Below are 18,658 nucleotides of genomic sequence, written 5' to 3'. Positions count from 1 at the left end.
TCGAGGAGATCTTCGCCTGGTCAGGTCTTGGCCGGCTGCTGATCTATGCGCTGGGTTGCACGTCCAAGCCCGGCCTGGATGGATGTACCGCCGATGATCTATTGAAGCGGGCAGGCAAAGGGAGCAAACTCTATCCCTTCTGCGGCGAGCGCGTTGCGCAATGACCGTGCCATTGCCACAGCGCCAGGAGTATCGCCGTGGACGCAGATGCTTGCCGCCTGGACCGGCAGCGTGCGGCCACCGATGGTTGGGATTTCTCCATCACGAACCATGGACAAAACCTGGTCCACGCTCTGTTGCAGATCATGAATGACCGAGCCTTCTCGCTGCCGGGATGTCAGCATGCCGTTGTCGTCATAGGTCCGATCGGCATAGACTTCGCACGCGACCTCCAGGCCGGCCCTTTCGGCAGCCTTCATGGTCTCCGAATAGGGAAGAGTGAGAAAGACGAGAGAGGGATCGACAGCCTTGATCGCACGGACGCAGACATCCGCGAGGACGGGATCCTCGGCCGCCATGTTGCCGAGCGAGCCGTGGGTCTTCATGTGGCTGATCGGCCAGCCGAGTGCGTTTGCCATGCCCTGGATCGCCGCGATCTGGTAGATCAGCTGCGCCTCGATATCCTCCGGATGTTCGCCGGAGATGCGGCGTCGGCCGAAGCCGTAGAGATCCATGAAGGAGGGATGCGCGCCGATTGCTACGCCCGAAGCCTTGGCGGCGAGGATCGTGTCGCGCATGACCACCGGATCGCCGGCGTGGAAGCCGCAGGCAATACTGGCTGTCGTGATCAGTCCGAGCATGGCCTTGTCGTCGCCGATCGTATAGGCGCCGAAGCCTTCTCCCATGTCACAGTTCAAATCAATCGTTGCCATGCAGCTTGCTCCCAGTCGACGATTCCGGCCTGATACGGCAGCATAATTCTCTACCGTTCTGTTGCATTGCACGAACTTTGTTCATATCATCCGGTCATAGTTGACATACAGTTGGTATACTGAAATATCAAGCCTGATGAATTTGGAAAGCGCAGCGATTTTAACAAGCGGCGCTTTGTTTGCGATTTGCCAGATTGACGGAAGGAGGGGTGTCGGCGCAATGGCCGAAATGTTCCCACGCATTCGTGCTTGCGGCGACAGCATGCTGTCGGTCGAACTCGCCGATTATATCGACGATGATGTCAACAGGCGCATCATCGCGCTCTTCGATGAGCTGAACCGTAACCCCATTGCCGGCATCGAAGAAATGGCCCCGACCTATCGTTCACTCAGCGTAATATACGATCCCGCGATCACCCGTGGCGGAGCGCTTGCCGATGTGCTGCAGAAGCGACTACAGGCGCTGTCCGTGACAGATACATCCTCGCGCTGCTTCAGCGTACCCGTCGTCTATGGGGCGGCGGTCGGGATTGACCTCGACGCGCTTGCGCGCATGAAGGACATGACGACGGTCGAACTCGTCAATCTGCACGCCAGCGCCGAATATCGTGTTTACATGATCGGTTTTGCGCCCGGCTTTGCCTATCTCGGCGGCCTTCCGGATGCGTTGCATACCCCGCGGCTGGCCGCGCCGCGCCAACGCATCGAGGCGAGTGCCATCGGCATAGGCGGCAAACAGGCCAGCATCAATTCAGTGCCGGGGCCGAGCGGTTGGCGCTTTATCGGCCGCACGCCGGTCAGGCTTTTTGACCCTTATCGGACGCCGCCTTTTCTTCTCAAGGCCGGAGATCGCATCCGCTTTCGCCCGATCGGCGAGGCCGAGGCGGCGCGTCTCGATACGATGGTCGCTGCGGGTCAGACCGTTCTGGAGCCCGAAGCAGCATGATGCATTTGCGGATTCTTCAAGCGGGGCCCATGGTGACGGTTCAGGATCGCGGCCGCAGGGGATTGCTGCATTCCGGCGTCTCCGGCTCCGGGCCGATGGATACGCCGTCCTTCCGTATCGCTAACGCATTGGTGGGCAACGGGGAGGACATGGCGGCTCTTGAGTTTGCCAGCGCCGGCGGCACGTTCGAGGTCACCGAGCCGGTTCGTTTTGCCGTCACCGGCGGCGACGTGGATATCCGGATCGACGGCTCTGCCGTGCGCCCATGGGAGAGCCACAATCTCTTTCCCGGGTCTACGCTCGTCGTCGGCGGCCTGCGATCGGCCGTATGGGGATATCTAGCGTTTTCCGGCGGCATCGATACGCCCTTGATCTTGGGTTCCCGCGCCACGCATCTGCGCACGGGCCTCGGTGGCCATGAAGGGCGCTGCCTGCGGGCTAGCGATCTCCTACCGATTGGATGCCTCGATCCCACGCCGCATCTGGCGCTCACAAAGCTGTGGCGACGATCTAATCGCCCCATCAACGTCGTGGCGGGACCGCAGGATGATTATTTCGATGCGTCCGCCTGGCGTACCTTCCTCGGGAGTTCGTTCGTCGTATCCTCCAGTCGCGATCGCATGGCGCAGATGCTGGATGGGCCAGTGATTTCCGCCTGCCGGGGCAACGATATCGTCTCGGATGGCACCACGTTCGGATCGATCCAGGTCCCGGGCTCCGGCCGACCGATCGTTTTGATGGCCGAGCGCCAGACGACTGGCGGCTATCCGAAAATCGCGACTGTTGCCTCCATCGACGTGCCACGGCTGGCGCAGACGCCAAGCGGTTCGGCGATCCGCTTTCGCTTGATTTCCCAAGCCGCGGCAGAGGCGCTGCTGGTCGCGGAGAGACAAGCCCTGCAGGACGTGATGACGGGTCTGTCCGAAAAGACCGAGCCAATGAGCGTCGCACAAGAGGTAGCGCTATGACACAACCGCTTGCCAAGCAGGCCTATACCAAGATCATCGAGATGATCCTGTCGGGTGCACTCATGCCGGGGGATGCCTTGCAGGAGGCCAAGCTGGGCGAAGCGCTGGACATGTCGCGCACGCCCGTTCGCGAAGCGATCAAACGCATCGAAGCCGAGGGGCTGGTGACGCAGGATGGACGCTTCCTCAAGGTGCGACAGCTTTCCAGCGAGGAGGTGGAGGAAATCTTCTTCTTGCGCCAGACGCTCGAAGCCCATTCTGCCCGCACGGCCACGGGGCTTCCCGCCGGTCGGCTGGATGAGATAGAAGCGCGCGTCCGCCGCCTGCAATTGGAGGGGCCGGGGGAAGAGGACGAACAGCGTCGTGTCGACGACGACTTTCATCGCATGCTGGCCGCGGCAACGGGCAGCGCCATGATCGTCGCCACCATCGACGATCTCCGCCGCCGCACCTGCATGTTCGACCACACGCAGGTTCCGGATCGATTTCTTAAAGGATGCGCCGAACACCTCGAGATTATCGCCGCGCTGCGGGTCGGCGATGGCGAAGCGGCCGGCGGGCTGATGGCCATGCATGTCGCCAATGCGCGCGATGCCATTCTGGCGCGCCTGAAGTCGTCCGACGAGGGATCCGATCGATGAAGTGTCTGATTGTCCAACCGGTTCATGCCGACGGCATTGCGCTGCTCAGGGAGGCAGGCATTGCGCCGGTATTTTGCCCTTCTGCGGATATGGCAACGGTCGCCCGCATGATCCCCGGCTGCGAGGCGGTGATCACCAGGGATGCCGGCCTTTCCGCTGCCGCGATCAATGCTGCCGATGCGTTGCACGTTGTCGTCGTGCACGGTGCCGGGCACGACGCGGTCGACAAGGAAGCGGCAAGCGAACGCGGCGTACTCGTCTGCAATACGCCGGGTGCCAATGCGCGTTCGGTTTCGGAGCTTGCTCTTGGCCTCGCGCTGGCGGTCGCGCGGCGTATCCCGGCTGCAGACCGCAGCGAACGGGCCGGCATAAGGCGTTTTCGCGAGATGGAGACCTTCACGGAATTGTCCGGCAAGACGGCTCTCATTGTCGGCTGGGGTGCAACCGGCTCGGGGCTTGGCCGCATGCTGAGGGCCGCGTTCGATGCGCGCGTTCTGGTGTATTCGCCTCGCGCAGCCGAGGTAGAGGGCTTCGAACGGGTAGAAAAACTCGAAGATGGTCTGGCACAGGCGGATCTGGTCTCGCTGCACACCCCACTGCGGCCGGAGACGCGCGGGCTGATCGATGCAAGAGCGCTCTCGCACATCAAGCCTGGCGCCATTCTCGTCAATACCGCAAGAGCGGGCCTTGTGGATGAAGCTGCCCTTGCCGAGGCCATCGCCTCCGGGCGGGTCGCCGGGGCAGGACTTGATGTCTATTCCCACGAAGCGACATCAGGTCCCCTCGGCCAATCGAACCGGGTGATCTTTACGCCGCATCTCGGTGGTGCAACGCTCGAGGCCCTGCGTCGCGTGGCAATCGGCTCGGCTCGCAATGTGCTGACGGCTGTTTCCGGTGAGCGCCCGGCGACAGCACTCAACGATCCGGCACGGAGCTACGCATGAGCCGCATTATCGAAGATACCATCGATCGGCTGCTCGATCGCATCAACGCCATTTCGGAGCCGGGGCCGGGCTATACGCGCCCATCCTACAGTGCGCTGGAAACCGCTGCCCATAATGTCATCGCCGAGGAGGCGGAAGCCCTGGGCTTGAAGGTGACGCGGGATGCCGCCGGCAATCTGTTCGCCCGGCTGCCGGGCAGGGACCGCACGGCCACTCCTCTCTATATCGGTTCGCATCTCGATACCGTGCCGATGGGCGGCGCCTATGACGGGCAGGCCGGCGTTGCCGGCGCCATGGCCCTTGCCGCCGCCTTCGTCGATAGTGGTACGGCGCCGCCTGCCGATCTGGTGGTGACCGTGACGCGTGCGGAAGAGAGCGTCTGGTTCCCGGTTTCCTATATCGGCTCGCGCGCCGCACTCGGGCGGCTTTCGGCCGAAGACATGAAGGCGATCCGGTTCGATACCGGACGGACGTTGGCCGATCACATGCGCGAGGAGGGTGGCGATCCGGAGACTGTCGTTTCCGGGCCGGGGCTGGCGCCCGCACGCTTCGTGGAGCTGCATATCGAGCAAGGCCCCGTTCTCGATGAGGCAGGCGAGGCCTTCGCCATCGTCGACGGCGTGCGTGGCGGATTGCGCTATCGCGACGCCCGCATCAATGGTGTCTGGGCTCATTCCGGCGGTGCGCCGCGTGCCGCGCGTTCCGATACCGTTTTTGCCCTGGCGGATCTGGTGGTCGCGATGGATCGAAGATGGGGGGCAATCCTCGAAGAAAAGCATGATCTTGCCGTGACGGTCGGCCGCGTCGATGCGGCCAGTTCCGAACATGCCTTTGCCAAGGTGCCTGGCCGGCTCGATTTCTGCCTCGATCTGCGCAGCGACGATCCAACCGTTCTTGAGCGAATGGATCGGCTGGTGAAGGCTGAAATTGCGTTGATCGAGCAAGCGCGCGGCGTTTCCTTCGAGCTTGGCGCCCAATCACGCAGCCAGCCAACGCGGCTCTCAGTGCAACTCGGCGACGAGATCTATGAGGGTGCGCGCCGGCTTGGCTTTTCGCCACGCCGGATGCTGTCTGGAGGTGGCCATGATGCTGCCGCCTTCGCCCAGGCGGGCTGGGAGTCGGTCATGGTGTTCCTGCGCAACTGGGATGGCAGTCATAATCCCAAGGAAGGCATGGATCCCGCCGACCTTGCCACCGCAGTTTGGGTGCTGCATGCAGCATGGACGAAGAACGGCCAGGAGAGCCTATGAGCGAGAAAGAAACATTGGCCCAGCAAGCCTATCGCGATGTCAAACAGCGTATCCTCGCGGGCACTCTCCCTGCAGGCGATGTCCTGACTGAAAGAGCCCTTGCCCAGGAATCCGGTATTTCGCGCACGCCGTTGCGCGCGGCCATCTCTCGGCTGGAAAAGGAAGGCGTCATTTCGCGGCTCACCAATGGAGCGCTGATGGTGCGGCCCGTCACGGTGGAGCAACTGCTTGAAATCGTCCAGATCAGGCGTTTGCTTGAAGGTGCTGCTGCAGCCAGGGCTGCCGGGCGACCCATGGCGCCGGCTCTGGAACAGTCCCGCGAGACGATGCGCGCCTACGCGCAGGGAGGTGACGTGGCCTTCGATCAGTTCTGGCTCGATGACGATGTCTTTCATCTGGCTGTCGCGGAAGCTGCCGGTCTCAGCCTGCTGCCGGCGATGATCACGGAAATGCGCAGCATCGCCCGGCGCTGTACCATCACCCTTACCCATGACCGCTTCGACCAGCAGGCAAGAGAGCACCTCGCCGTCATCGACGCGATCGAAGCGCGGGATGGCGAGCGTGCCTGCGCCGCCATGCAAACCCATTTCGACAGTGTCCGCAGCCGATTTTTGGGCTGGCTCGACCGACGCTAATGATGGAAATTGTGATCGCACCAGATGCATGAATTCGCAGAACTGCGCGGCCGGGAAGCCGCTTTTACCGAAACGGAGTTCGCTGAAAGGCAGTCGCGAGCCCGCGCCGCCATACGGGCGGCCGGTCATGAGGCACTCGTCGTTACCGGACCGGAAAACATCTACTGGCTGACCGGTCGGCAGACGGCTGGCTATTTCGCATTCCAGGCGCTGGTTCTGCCTGCCGAGGGCAGCCCCTGCCTTCTGGTGCGCGAGCTGGAACTAGCCGGATCGGTCGCCAACACGTGGCTGCGGGATATCCGCATCTACCAGGACGGCGAAGAGCCGGCCGTGGCATTAGCAGGACTTCTGAAGACACTCGGCATCTCCCGCCCGGCGATTGAACTGGCAGGCTGGTTCGTTTCGCCGATCATGGCCGACAGGATTGCCCAGGAGATCGGGCAGGGTGGATTGATAGACGGTTCTGCGATCCTGCCTCCGCTCAGAATGGTGAAGTCGCAGGCGGAGCTGGATGCGATCAGGGCTGCGGCAGGCTATGCCGAAGCGGGTATCGTGGCCGGGATTGCTGCCTGTGACGCCGGCGTGGACGAGAACGCGGTTGCTGCCGCCATGCTGGCTGCCGCCACCAAAGCCGGATCGGAAGCCATGGCGATGGAGCCCCTGGTGTCTTCAGGGGCGCGTAGCGGCCTGCCGCATATGACATGGCGCCGGCGGAAGCTGACGGCGGGCGATCCTATCTTTCTCGAGTTGGCGGGAAGCCACGCCAGGTATCACGCCGGCTTGATGCGCGCCGTCTGGATCGGCCATCCGCCTGACGAAGCACGCCGGATGATGGACTGCGCGCTTGCAGCCCTTGAGGCTGCCCTTACTGCAATCCGACCCGGTGTGCCTTGCAGCGTGCCGCACGAGGCGGCGCAGAGGGTGATCGACGCGAGAGGCTATCATGCGGCCTTTCGCAAGCGCATCGGATATTCGATGGGGGTCGCCTTCGCGCCCGACTGGGGCGAAGGCGGAATTCTCAGTCTCTTCAGCGGCGTATCGCAATCAATCGAGCCGGGCATGGTCTTCCATCTGCCGGCGACCCTGCGAAGCTACGGTGTCTGGACCGTCGGCGCTTCCGAAACCGTGATCGTTACCGAAACGGGGGTTGAGCCGCTATCGACGCTACCGCGCGACCTTGTTGTTCGATAGCAGGGCGGGGTCTGGCCGAACTTCAGGCGCAGGCGCTACCACCAGAAGCTCGGCGATTTGGTCAGGAGTTCGTTGCAGTCTTCACCGATAATGATGATGTCCTCGAAGAAAGCTGCGCCGACACCCTCAAGCGACAGAAAGGCTTCCACGCCGAACACCATATTGTTCTCGATGTGGTCTTGCGGCAAGGACATGCTGGTGGAGATGCGCGGCAGTTCGAAGCCGAGCCCGATACTATGGCCGAAGAAGGGGAAGTTCTTCATGATCGGCGAGATGGTACCGCCGAATGCTGCCGTCATGCGATCACCCTCCGCTGCCACGTCGAGAAGTCTCACACCTGGCCGCATCATGTCGGACAGGGAACGCACTATGCCTGCGGTGGCCTCGATCAGCCGGCGCTGGTCGTCATTGGGCCTTCCACGAACACCTGTGCGGCCGGGATCGAGGTAATAGCCCTGATAGAAGGCTGCATGGAGTGTACCGGTGACGATGTCTCCCGGTTGCGGCGTGTCGGCGCTGTAACCGGCTAGCGGAAAGCGCTGATCGAAGCCGAGCGTATCGCCGTGATTGCAGCCGATCATTTGGAGGCGACCGCCGAGGCGTACCACCTCGCGGGCCGCCTCGGCGGCGGCATCTCGTTCGGATAGCCCGCCTGTCAGTCCTTCCATGAGCCGGTTCAGCCCGATAGTCGCCGTCTCGCCGGCGGTCCGGAAACAGTCGAGTTCGCGCGGGCTCTTGATGCGTCTGACGTTGCGGATGAGATCATCTGCCTCGATCCATTCCACCTGCGGGGCTCCGTCAACGAGCTGACTGTAATATTTGACCGGGATGAAATTGGTTCCGACCAGCGCAACGCGGCCCGTGATGCCTCGTTCGACCAGAGCTTTGGCGATGCTGGTAAAGGGATGGTTTGAGGAGCGCACGTCTGCGATGGAGACGAGATCGTCGCGCACTTCCGGTTCGTCAATGTGCAGCTGCGGCGCTTTGCCTTGTTGCAGAATGATGCCGGAAAAAGAGCGGGCCGACCAAATCAGCGAATCCATGCCGCCGCTGATAGCATAATGATTGGACAGATAGAGAATGTCGCCGCAATTGTCCGTCGTACCTCCGCCGCGCCCGAAAACCACGGCCGTCTCAAAGCCGCGTGCCTTCATTTCTGCGAGAACAAGTGTCCAGCGCGCCTCGTATTCATCAAGCGGAAAATATCTGGCCATGACACGGTTCCTTTGACAGGCAAGCGTCTTTTGACGCCGATCGGCTGAAGACGCGAACGCCTTCAAATTTCGGTACACCAACTGTATTCGCCGGTCAACGGATGCTGTCAGAGCTCCTGCGGGTGCTGTTGCCCGTCGAATGTGGCCGGCTATCTCCCTTGGATGCTCGATGGCTATCTTTTACGCAATGAGGCTGATTTTTTACGCAGAACGCCAATCATTTTTGCAGTAAATCATTGAAAAACAATCTTGAATTCCATTGGTATACCGAATAGGCTGACCTCGAAAGTCAATGGCCGGGCAAACGGACCACAAGAAGCTTCGAGCTCCAATGAGGCCTGCGCCCTGTCGAAACGCGAGTTTTGCATCATGACCGAATGTTCCGAAATCGTGCCGGCCAGTCATGGGCGTGCCTTTACGATGCGCGCCGGTCAGTTCGCCGTCATCAACAGGGTTGCTCGCATGCCTAGGGATGTCTCGGTTGATATCCTCGACCAATTGCCGTCGGGGGGCGAGTGATGCCGGAACCGATTCTGACCCTGCGCGATATCCGAAAGAGTTTCGGGGACAATGAGGTGTTGAAGGGAATTTCGCTTACAGTCACAGCGGGCGAGGTCGTCTCGATCATCGGCGCCAGTGGTTCGGGCAAGAGTACCTTCCTGCGCTCCATCAATGCGTTGGAAATGCCGCAATCCGGCTTCATGGATTTCGACGAACTTACGTTCGATTTCCGGCCTGAGTCCCGTCAGTTCCCGACACCGGCACAATTGCAGGCGCTGCGGCGACGGGTGGGCATGGTCTTCCAAAGCTACAATCTCTGGCCACACATGACGGTTCTGGAAAATGTCATTCACGCACCGGTCAAGCTTCTGAAGATGCCACGGTTCCAGGCTGTCGGCGAGGCCGAAGCGCTGCTGTCGCGCATCGGGCTTTATGAGAAGCGGCATAGCTATCCCTCCCGACTTTCCGGCGGCCAGCAGCAACGCGTCGCCATCGTCCGTGCTTTGGCGATGAAGCCTCGATTGATGCTGTTTGATGAGGTGACATCGGCGCTTGATCCGGAACTCGTGCATGAGGTGCTGGTGCTCATGGCATCGCTGGCTGCGGAAGGCATGACCATGCTTCTCGTCACGCATGAGATTGCCTTTGCGCGAGACGTTTCGTCCCGTGTTCTCTTTTTCGACAAGGGCGTCGTTGCCGAGTCCGGAGCGCCCGGCATCCTGCGCAATCCGCAAAGCGAGCGGTTGCAGCAGTTCCTGCATCGCATTCTGCATGACCAATTCGGCTCCCTTGGCATGGATGCATCCAACGGGGAGGTGCTTTTATGAACGAAGCGTTTCTTGAAGAACTCACGCTTTACGGGCCGGGATTTGTCGAGGCTGCCTGGACGGTCCTTTGGCTGACGGTAGCAACGATCATCTTCAGTTGGATCTGCGGTCTCGCGGCCGCCCTGGCCCATGGATCGAAATGGCGCGCCGCGCGCATGGCATCGGCTTTCTATGTCTGGTTCGTTCGCGGAACACCGACCCTCATCCAAGTTTTCATCATCTATTTCGGCCTGCCGGCGTTTGGCATCAAGCTTTCTCCCTTTGTCGCCGGCGTTCTGTCGCTCGGGATCAACAGCGGTGCGTACGTCGCGGAGATCATTCGTGGCGGCCTTTCGGCCATTCCGCGTGGGCAGACGGAGTCGGCGCTCGCGCTCGGTTTCAGCCCTGCAGAGACGATGCGCAGCATCATCCTGCCACAGGTCTCTCGCATCATCCTGCCATCTATCACCAACGAGGCGATTTCGACGTTGAAGAATACGTCGCTGCTGTCGACGATTACGGTCGTGGAACTGACCCTTTATGCGCAGACGCTGATTGCCGCGACGTTCCGCCCGTTCGAATTCTACATCACGGTCGCAATCATCTATCTCGTCCTGACCACCATTCTCACCCAGCTTTCAGCTTGGCTGGAGCGGCACTATGCGGCCCAGACCTGAACGGTAACGGTCTGGGCCCCGCGCACCCGGAAATCTTATGCGCCGTGAGGCGAAGACGATACCTCAACCAGATCAATAAAGGGAACAATAGCCATGAAATTCAAACTGTTTGCATTCGCTGCCACCATGCTTGCCGCCGCCGCCTTCGGTAACATGCCGGCTTCGGCCGCTGGTCTGGAGCTCCTGGAACCAGGCAAACTGCAGGTCGCGACCGAGGGCACATTTGCGCCTTTTAGCATGCGCGCTCCCGACGGCTCGCTGGACGGCCTGGAGATCCGCGTGATGAAGGAAGTGGCCAAGCGTTTGGATCTCGCCTACACGCCTGTCCTCATCAAATGGGATTCGCTCCTCGTCGGCTTGCAGGCCGATCAGTATGACGTCATCAGCGCCTCCATGGACATCACGCCCGAGCGTCAGAAGAAGGTTACCTTCGCCAACGGCTGGCTGGAATCCGGTGGTCGCATCATCGTTTCCAAAGGCTCGCCGATCAAGAGCGCCGCTGATCTGAAAGGCAAGACAGTCGGCGCGCTGGTCTCTTCGACGTTTGCCAAGATTGCCGAGGAAAAGGGCGCCGCCGTCAAGGGCTACAAGGCCGAGGCCGACGCCATGCAGGATCTCGTCAATGGAAATATCGATGCGACGATTACGGACTCGATCGCCGGAGCCTATGCGGTCAAGAATGCGCATATGCCGCTGGAGATGACGGATGACTACGTCAGCCACATCCAGAAGGGTTTTGCTATCAAGAAGGGCAAGCCGGAACTCGTGAAAGCTATCAACAAGGCTCTCGCGGATATGGTGGCCGACGGCACCTATGCAAAATTGACCACGGATCTGGTTGGCTTCGATCCAGCGCCGAAAGACCCGATCAAATCGGTCGAGTAAGAAATTCAGAGGTTCCGGCCGGCGTCGACCGGGGCCTTGTTTCCCACGTTGAAATACGGTCGGGGCCAGGTGGCGAACGCCTTCTGGCCCCGATTGTCATCCCGATCGGATTACTTCGCTGCCGCTACTGCTTGTTCGATATAGATTTCCCGCAGCCGTTTGCTAACAGGGCCGATAACCCCTTCGCCGATGGCGGTTCCGTCGATCTCAAGGACAGCGGTCACGAAAGACGTGGCGGAGGTGATGAAGGCCTCCTTTGCAGCCAGCGCTTCCTCAATGGTGAAGGATCTTTCCTCCAGCGTGTAGCCGGATTCAGCGGCAAGCCGGAGAACGGCGGCGCGGGTAATGCCATGCAGAATATCGAATGAAAGTTTGCGCGTGACGATCTTGCCGTCTGTCGTCACGATATAGGCATTGGCAGAGGATGCCTCGGTGACATAACCGTCCTGCACGAGCCATGCGTCGTCAGCGCCGGCCTGATAGGCGGCGTTCTTCGCCATTGATGGGTAAAGAAGCTGGACGGTCTTGATGTCGCGGCGGCCCCAGCGGATGTCCGGCAGCGATATAATCTTCAGGCCGCGTTTGGCGAGCGGGCTTTCGATGACCGGCCGGGATTGGGTGAACATGACGGCCACCGGTGGCGTACCCTTTGGTGGAAAATTGAAGTCACGATCGGCCGAGCCACGGGAAATCTGCATGTAGATCAGACCTTCGTCGACATTATTGGCCGCCACTAGTTTGCGGTGAATGGCCAGGAGCTCGTCGATGGACATAGGCATTGTCATGTCGAGTTCCTGCAAGGAGCGCTGCAGCCGTGCCATGTGACCATCGAAATCGACGAGCTTGCCTCCCAGCACGCAGGTGACTTCATAGATGGCGTCCGCGAAAAGATAACCACGGTCGAAAATCGAGACCTTGGCTTCTGTTTCAGGGCAATACTGGCCGTTGACGTAGACAGTGCGTTGAGGTGACGTCATGTTCATTCAATTCCCAAAGAGGTTTGCTTGCATTGAAGAGAGGCGCATTGGCGGCATGCCGCCTTTAATATCCGCGCGCGAAGTCGACAATGGATGGAAGCGTGGCGGTGCGACGAAAGGTTCGAATATTGTCCGCGACAAGCGCCGCCGCCGTTTCCCGATCCGTCGGGGCAGAGATATGCGGCAGCACGGTGATCTCCGGATGGTCCCAAAAGGGTGCATCGGCGGGCAGCGGCTCCACATCGAAAACATCCAGAACCGCGTGGCTCAAACGGCCGGTATCGAGCGCCTGCAACAAATCCTCACTCACCACGATCGGGCCACGGGCGAAATTGATCAGCGCTGCGTTCGCGGGCAGGAGCGCAAGCCTTTCTGCGTTCAGCAGCGCCCGCGTTTCTGACGTTAGCGGCAGAAGGCACACCAGGATATCGGATCCGCGCAGGACTGCATACAGCCCATCCTCGCCGGAGTGTGTTTCGACCCCTTCGATGTCCTTTGCCGAGCGGCTCCATCCAATCACCTTGAAACCGGCGTCGGTCAGACGATGCGCTGCCGCCTCACCCAGCGCGCCCATTCCGAGCAGACCGACGGTGATCTGCTCCGGTCGTCGATAGGGCAATTGCTGCCAGCTGCGCTCCCGCTGGAAGCGGGCATAGGCAGGCATGTCGCGGAACAGGTAATAGGTCCAGGCAAGAACGGCTTCGGCCATGGTGCGGCTCAATTGCGGGTCGACCAGACGTACGACGGGCAAAGTGCTGTCGCCAATTTCGCTGACCAGGCGTTCGACGCCGGCCCAAAGGCTATGGATCCACTTCAGGCCGGGCAGGCGGGCAAGGTCCTTCGGATCCGGATTGGCGACGATGGCGATATCGACCGCCGCTCGGTCTTCTTCATTGAGGTGCCGGAACGAGACGATTTTCTCCTCCGGCATCCTCAGCGAGAGAGCCTCGAGCCACTGGTGCTCCGCCTCATCGGATATACGCGTTACCAGCGCAATCATTCGACCGATCTCCTTTCTCTCTTAGTGCGCAAAAACGCTGTCGAAATCCTTGAAACCCTTGACTTCAATCGGGTTTCCGCTCGGATCGAAGAAGAACATCGTACGCTGCTCACCAGGCAGCCCCTCGAAGCGCACGACGGGCGGAATGTCGAATGTCGTGCCGGCGTCTTCCAGTCTCTTGGCAAGGGCGAACCAATCGTCGAGCGCAAGGACAACACCGAGATGGGGCATCATCACCATATGATCGCCGACCTTGCCGGTGCGCGTCGTTTCGAATGGCTTGCCGAGATGCAGGGAAATCTGATGGCCGAAGAAATCGAAATCGACCCATGTATCCGTGCTGCGGCCCTCCTCACAACCGAGCACGCCACCGTAAAAGCGGCGGGCCTCATCAAGGTCGGTTATATGATAGGCGAGATGGAAAAGTGAGCGCATGATGATTGTTACCTGGCTGAGTTAGAGTGGTGATGATTGCTATGACATTGTTGATGGACGCCGCTTGGCGGCCGTTTCCAGAAATGCCACCAACAGCGGATGGGGCATGTCGGCTCTCGATGACAATTCGGGATGTCCTTGCATGCCGATGAAGAAGGAGTGCCCAGGCACTTCGATGGCATCGACAATGGCGCCTGATGAGCTGGACGCGGCAACTCGAAGTCCGGCTGCCTCCAGATCCGGCAGTAGAGCCTGGTTCAATCGGAAGCGATGATTGCAGCGGATCTGGCGATCGGAACGAATAATGACTGCGAGCTGAGTTCCGGAAACGATATCGATCGCCTGATCACCCGTCCTATGGAGTGGCAGGAGAGTTTCATCCGGCCCCTGCGCGCCGGCCATCGGCACGAAGGTCTTGAGCTTGGCATCCGGGTCCGCCTCCGCCAGATTGGCCGTGCCGCGACCAAAGGCGCGCCATGCCACCGCCGTCGCCATCGTCTGCATGCCGAGGCATAATCCAACCGTTGGCAGGCCGGCTTCCAGGCTTAAGGCGGCAGCTGTCGTCTGACCGGCGACGTTTTTCATGTCCGCCCCACCGGGAAGCAGAATGCCGGACAGGCCTTCGAAAACAGCGGGATCTTCAAACTGATCCATATTCACCGGATCGATAAAGCGCACATTAATCGGAATGGAAAGGCTGTCTGCCGCGTCGGCGAGGCTTGCCAGCGCCGCAGGGTAGACATCGCGATGATCGCTCTCCGCACCGATAAGGCCGATCATCAGACTATCGCCCTCCCAGAAGGGGCGCGCGCGCAACTCGATCCGCCCGAAACGATCCCGCAGGGCAAGGAGCTCCTGCGTAGCCGCGTCGAAAAAGCAATCGGAGTCCTCGCGAACGGTGATCGCTTTCACCTCTATTCCAAGGGCTTCGGCAGCAGACGAGAGTGCCGTCGGCATGTCTTGGTCAACCAGGAATGCCGGATGGATCGGCACCACGACGTCCTGCATCCGAGCAGCATCAAGAATACTTTCCGAGGTGGCGACGGGCGGCGCCTGCTTGCCCGAAAGCCGTTCGAACCAGCAGAGCCCACTCGGCCCAAGCCCGCCACTTGCGATCACATGCTGCGCGGCATCGGCATGGAGCTTGGTATCGAAGCGCGCGGCAACATGCATGAAACTGTATTGCCGTGCAGCTGCGACTGCAGCGGCAACCGCGCCATAGAGGGCAGGGCGGGACGTATCATGCAAGACGAGGATCAACCCCATAGCGCGCTCCCTCTCATCGCTTTCAAACTTCGAGCAGATCGCGCTTGACGGTTCCAAGCGCGCGATATCCCGTATCCGTGACGACGATCGTTTCGCTGACACCGACGGTGAAGCGGCCGTAAATGCGCAGCGCCGGCGGCAAATGGAAGGTCATGCCCGGACGCAGTTCTGTCTTCACCCCGGCATTGAGGCTGAGGATGGCTCCCTCACCCCAGTCCGGCGCGAAGGAGATCCCGACGCTGTAGCCAAGGCGCTTGCGGAAATTATCGGTATAGCCAGCCGCATCGATGATCCGCTGGCAGGCGATATGCGGAACCTCGCAGGGAACCCCCGGACGGATGGTATCGAGCGAGACCTGCAGCGCCTCCTGGCAAACCTTCATCATCTCCGTTGCCTCGCTGGGCGTGCGCCCGATCCAGGCCGATCGCATCAAGGCGGCGTGATAGCGGTCGTGGCAGGCCGCCATTTCGAGAAAGGCAGGATCGCCATCCTCGATCCTGCCGCGGCGCCAGGTGCCGTGCGGCACGCCCGTGCGTGTGCCGACAGAGACCAGCGGCTCCATCCCCATATATTCCGATCCGGCTGAGATCGCCGCCTGCATCATTGCCGCGACCAGGTCGTTGTCGGTGGCGCCGATCTTGACGGCCGCAAGTCCGGCCCGCATGCCCGCGTCGACATAGGATGCCGCACGTTCGAGCTTCTCGATTTCCAGCGGAGATTTGATGGCCCGCAATTTTTCAATAACGCCGGCACCGTCATGAACGACGCCCAACCGCTCAATCAGGGATTCGTAGACGAATATCGGCAGGAACCAGCCTCGTTTGTCGATTGCGACGTGCTTTCCTGCAAGGCCGCGTTTTTCAATCAGTGCCATGAGGAAGGAGACGGGCTCATCGCCATCCTGATAGACTTCCGCGTCAGCGATGAAAGTATTGGCGATGAAGTTGAAATATTCGAGCTGGCGGATCACGAAGACCGGATCACCTTCGGCCGGAAGAAGCAGCGCCTGGAACGTGTAGTAACCCGGCGTTTGCTGGCCGGTCAGATAGAAGATGTTCTCCGGACCGGTGATGACCAGCGCATCGATGCCCGCCTCGACGAGATTTTGACGAGCGCGCGCAACCCGGATCTCATATTCCTCTTTCGGGAAGGCCGATTCCTGCCCCTGTACGATAGTGCCTGCCGTCGTCATCTTGCGAACTCCTTCAAGAGACTTGTCTTTGATAGATCAACCGTCAACCCGAGACCGGGAGCCTGGGTGCCGGTCACTCGGCCCTGCGCATAGGTGAGGCCAGACGCCGGATCGTCGGCCAGTCCGTCCGCTCCATATAATTCGGCGAATGTCGGGCCGGTCGCACAGGCCAGATGCAGGGCTGCGGCTGTTGCCACGCCCCCCTCATTCATCTGACCGAGCATAAAGGGGATATTGCCGTTGCGAAGCGCCTTCGCCGCCTTCAGCGTCGGGGCGATGCCGCCGAGCTTGACCAGCTTCAGATGCGCCCACAAGCGGCCGGACGCCTCAATGATAGCTTCCACATCTTGCAAACTGGAGACACTTTCATCCAGCATCAGCGGCACCGGGCTTTTCCGTGCAAGGTCTAGCATGAGGTCGAAATCGCCGACGGGAACGGGTTGCTCGACATAGGCGAGATCGAATTCTGCCAGCCGCGCCAGCTTTGCTTCCGCGTCGTCGCGGCTCCAGGCGCCATTGGCATCGACCGCGAGCTTGATGGTTTGACCGAACCGCTCGCGCAGCTGAGAAAGCCGCCACAGATCATCCTCGAAAGCGCCGGCTCCGATCCTGACTTTCAGGTCGCAAAACCCACGTTTGATGTAGTTTTCCGCCTGCGCGAGAAATTGCTCCGGCGTGGAAATGAACAATGTCTGGTTCGTCGAATGTGAAATAGGTGTGGCAGCGTCCGCGCCCAGCCATTGCGCAAGCGGCACTCCCTGCCGTCGCGCCAGAAGATCGTAAAGCGCGGTGTCCAGCAGCATCCGCACCGGGGCGCTCGCCTCTGCCCAGATCGCGTCGTCCGCAAGCAGATCGGCCGCCTCTAGCGACCAGTCGATCCGGTCGAAGAAAGACAATGCCTCGGCCAGGACCACCTCCGCCCGAAGCCCGTTCAGATAGGCAATATTGATGCGGACCTCGCCGGTCGCCACCACATCGCCGTCGCACAGGCGCAGATAAAGCGTATCGAGGCCGGTGATCGGACCGGATGATGCGGTGTGCAGCATCAGGTTCCCCCCGTAGCTCAGCATAGCGCGGTGCAAGGACGCTTGCATCGATCAGGCCTGCAGCATCGATTTGGCGACATCGCGATAAATCAGGCTGGCTGTCACGAATTCGTCGACAGGAACGAATTCATCTGGCTTGTGGGCCACGGACAAATCCCCCGGCCCGATCACCGTGCCTTGCGCGCCGATCTGCCGAAAATGCACCAGGTCGCAGCCGCCCTGAAAGCCGAAGGGGCCGGGATTTGCGATGCCGTGAGACCGGCAGGCGGCCATACTGGCCCAGACGATCGCGCTGTCGATCGCAGTTTCCGTCGCGCCGCCCGTCGTGGCCTTGTAGTCGATAATCTCGGCCCGAACGCCGAAACGCGTGTGGGCGAGCGCCAGCAGATCGGCAAACTCCTGCTTTACCGCCGCCTCGTCCTCGCCGGGCACCATCCTGCGGTCCAGCAGCAGATCGCAGGCATATGGCACCACATTGTCCGCATGCCCGCCGGAAATGCGCGTCACCGTCAGGCTAGCTTCGCCGACCAGCGGATGCGTGCGTCCGCGCACCACCTCGTTATGATGGGCCTCGATCAGGGACAAGAGCTGTCCAGCGCGATAGATGGCGTTCTCGCCCAGATGCGGCGTTCCGGAATGTGCCGCTTGCCCATGGACGCGGACAACGGGCCGGAGGCTGCCCTTATGCGCCGCAAAGGTCGTGTTGGATGTGGGCTCGCCCACCACGGCAAAGTCGATTTTCGGCTTGCCGGCCGCATAGAATTTGGCACCTTCGCTGGCAATCTCTTCGTCGCCGACGAAAACGCCGAGCAAGGTACCGGACCATGCACTACGGTCAGATGCCAGCATGCGCATGGCTTCCACCATCGATATGAGCGGCCCCTTGCAGTCGCAGGCGCCACGACCATAGAGCTTGCCGTCCACTTCCCGCAGCGTGAAGGGATCGGACGACCATCCGTCTCCCGCAGGCACCGTATCCATATGGGTGTTGAAGGCGAAGACCGGACCCGGTCCGTTGTCCAGTCGCGCCTCGACATTGAAGCGGCCCGGTTTGTACTCCACGATATCGACCGCAAAGCCCGCGGACAGCAGCAGATCGCGGACGTAAACGGCGGCGTCTGCCTCCCGGCCAGGCGGATTTTCCGTTCTGATGGCGATCAGCTCGGCCAGTTCACGCTTCATGCGCGCGATATCAGGGGTATGGGACATGTC

General features: G+C 60.8%; 20 protein-coding genes. 11 read left to right on the top strand and 9 right to left on the bottom strand.

Going from position 1 to position 18,658, the window contains the following annotated elements; translation table 11 throughout:
• Positions 1 to 98 precede the first annotated feature (98 nt).
• Entirely contained in the window at positions 99 to 872 is a 774-nt protein-coding gene (locus HB780_RS10615) for a LamB/YcsF family protein (RefSeq protein ID WP_183687528.1), read from the bottom strand.
• A gap of 220 nt (positions 873 to 1,092) precedes the next feature.
• On the opposite strand from HB780_RS10615, the gene pxpB reads away from it, so the two are divergent.
• The 7 genes from pxpB to HB780_RS10580 are packed head-to-tail and all read left to right on the top strand — an operon-like array spanning position 1,093 to position 7,447.
• A complete protein-coding gene (pxpB, locus tag HB780_RS10610; RefSeq protein WP_183687527.1) occupies positions 1,093 to 1,818 on the top strand; it encodes a 5-oxoprolinase subunit PxpB in 726 nt (241 codons plus the stop codon).
• A complete protein-coding gene (locus HB780_RS10605) occupies positions 1,815 to 2,786 on the top strand; it encodes a 5-oxoprolinase subunit C family protein (RefSeq protein WP_183687525.1) in 972 nt (323 codons plus the stop codon). Before pxpB ends, HB780_RS10605 begins: the two co-directional genes overlap by 4 nt.
• A complete protein-coding gene (locus HB780_RS10600; RefSeq protein WP_183687523.1) occupies positions 2,783 to 3,427 on the top strand; it encodes a GntR family transcriptional regulator in 645 nt (214 codons plus the stop codon). Before HB780_RS10605 ends, HB780_RS10600 begins: the two co-directional genes overlap by 4 nt.
• A complete protein-coding gene (locus HB780_RS10595) occupies positions 3,424 to 4,371 on the top strand; it encodes an NAD(P)-dependent oxidoreductase (protein ID WP_183687521.1) in 948 nt (315 codons plus the stop codon). The genes HB780_RS10600 and HB780_RS10595 overlap by 4 nt, the downstream gene beginning before the upstream one ends.
• Positions 4,368 to 5,621, top strand: a complete 1,254-nt coding sequence (locus HB780_RS10590) for a Zn-dependent hydrolase (RefSeq protein ID WP_183687519.1) — start codon at positions 4,368 to 4,370, stop codon at positions 5,619 to 5,621. Before HB780_RS10595 ends, HB780_RS10590 begins: the two co-directional genes overlap by 4 nt.
• Entirely contained in the window at positions 5,618 to 6,256 is a 639-nt protein-coding gene (locus HB780_RS10585) for a GntR family transcriptional regulator (protein ID WP_183687517.1), read from the top strand. Before HB780_RS10590 ends, HB780_RS10585 begins: the two co-directional genes overlap by 4 nt.
• Positions 6,257 to 6,280: 24 nt before the next feature.
• On the top strand, positions 6,281 to 7,447 hold the full coding sequence (locus tag HB780_RS10580; protein ID WP_183687515.1) for a M24 family metallopeptidase: 1,167 nt from the start codon (positions 6,281 to 6,283) through the stop codon (positions 7,445 to 7,447).
• Between the two features lie 35 nt (positions 7,448 to 7,482).
• Here the strand turns inward: HB780_RS10580 and HB780_RS10575 are convergent, their stop codons facing one another.
• Entirely contained in the window at positions 7,483 to 8,661 is a 1,179-nt protein-coding gene (locus tag HB780_RS10575) for a M24 family metallopeptidase (RefSeq protein WP_183687513.1), read from the bottom strand.
• A gap of 369 nt (positions 8,662 to 9,030) precedes the next feature.
• On the opposite strand from HB780_RS10575, the gene HB780_RS32985 reads away from it, so the two are divergent.
• From HB780_RS32985 to HB780_RS10555, 4 genes are all read left to right on the top strand, one after another.
• On the top strand, positions 9,031 to 9,180 hold the full coding sequence (locus HB780_RS32985) for a hypothetical protein (RefSeq protein ID WP_286202908.1): 150 nt from the start codon (positions 9,031 to 9,033) through the stop codon (positions 9,178 to 9,180).
• Positions 9,180 to 9,989 (top strand): amino acid ABC transporter ATP-binding protein, encoded by an 810-nt coding sequence (locus HB780_RS10565; RefSeq protein WP_183687511.1) that lies wholly within the window; start codon positions 9,180 to 9,182, stop codon positions 9,987 to 9,989. Before HB780_RS32985 ends, HB780_RS10565 begins: the two co-directional genes overlap by 1 nt.
• Positions 9,986 to 10,645, top strand: a complete 660-nt coding sequence (locus tag HB780_RS10560) for an amino acid ABC transporter permease (protein ID WP_183687509.1) — start codon at positions 9,986 to 9,988, stop codon at positions 10,643 to 10,645. Before HB780_RS10565 ends, HB780_RS10560 begins: the two co-directional genes overlap by 4 nt.
• A 93-nt stretch (positions 10,646 to 10,738) precedes the next feature.
• Complete coding sequence (locus HB780_RS10555) at positions 10,739 to 11,530, top strand: transporter substrate-binding domain-containing protein (protein ID WP_183687507.1); 792 nt, start codon at positions 10,739 to 10,741, stop codon at positions 11,528 to 11,530.
• A gap of 110 nt (positions 11,531 to 11,640) precedes the next feature.
• Here HB780_RS10555 and HB780_RS10550 read toward each other — a convergent pair whose 3' ends face one another.
• The 7 genes from HB780_RS10550 to HB780_RS10520 are packed head-to-tail and all read right to left on the bottom strand — an operon-like array spanning position 11,641 to position 18,655.
• Positions 11,641 to 12,513: a D-amino-acid transaminase gene (locus HB780_RS10550; RefSeq protein ID WP_183687505.1), complete on the bottom strand. Its 873-nt coding sequence runs from the start codon at positions 12,511 to 12,513 to the stop codon at positions 11,641 to 11,643.
• A gap of 58 nt (positions 12,514 to 12,571) precedes the next feature.
• The gene (locus HB780_RS10545; RefSeq protein ID WP_183687503.1) at positions 12,572 to 13,507 is read right to left on the bottom strand and encodes a 2-hydroxyacid dehydrogenase; all 936 of its coding nucleotides are present in this window, start codon (positions 13,505 to 13,507) and stop codon (positions 12,572 to 12,574) included.
• Between the two features lie 21 nt (positions 13,508 to 13,528).
• The gene (locus HB780_RS10540) at positions 13,529 to 13,942 is read right to left on the bottom strand and encodes a VOC family protein (protein WP_183687501.1); all 414 of its coding nucleotides are present in this window, start codon (positions 13,940 to 13,942) and stop codon (positions 13,529 to 13,531) included.
• A 39-nt stretch (positions 13,943 to 13,981) separates the two neighbouring features.
• Positions 13,982 to 15,208 (bottom strand): glutamine amidotransferase-related protein, encoded by a 1,227-nt coding sequence (locus HB780_RS10535; protein ID WP_183687499.1) that lies wholly within the window; start codon positions 15,206 to 15,208, stop codon positions 13,982 to 13,984.
• A gap of 22 nt (positions 15,209 to 15,230) precedes the next feature.
• The gene (locus tag HB780_RS10530) at positions 15,231 to 16,400 is read right to left on the bottom strand and encodes a M24 family metallopeptidase (RefSeq protein ID WP_183687497.1); all 1,170 of its coding nucleotides are present in this window, start codon (positions 16,398 to 16,400) and stop codon (positions 15,231 to 15,233) included.
• Entirely contained in the window at positions 16,397 to 17,494 is a 1,098-nt protein-coding gene (locus HB780_RS10525; RefSeq protein ID WP_183687495.1) for a mandelate racemase/muconate lactonizing enzyme family protein, read from the bottom strand. The genes HB780_RS10530 and HB780_RS10525 overlap by 4 nt, the downstream gene beginning before the upstream one ends.
• Before the next feature lie 3 nt (positions 17,495 to 17,497).
• A complete protein-coding gene (locus tag HB780_RS10520) occupies positions 17,498 to 18,655 on the bottom strand; it encodes a M20 family metallopeptidase (RefSeq protein WP_183687493.1) in 1,158 nt (385 codons plus the stop codon).
• Positions 18,656 to 18,658: the final 3 nt, after the last annotated feature.

Origin of the sequence: Rhizobium lusitanum (assembly GCF_014189535.1) — a bacterium.
GTDB lineage: Bacteria > Pseudomonadota > Alphaproteobacteria > Rhizobiales > Rhizobiaceae > Rhizobium > Rhizobium lusitanum_C.
This window is presented reverse-complemented; position numbering and strand designations above follow the sequence as displayed.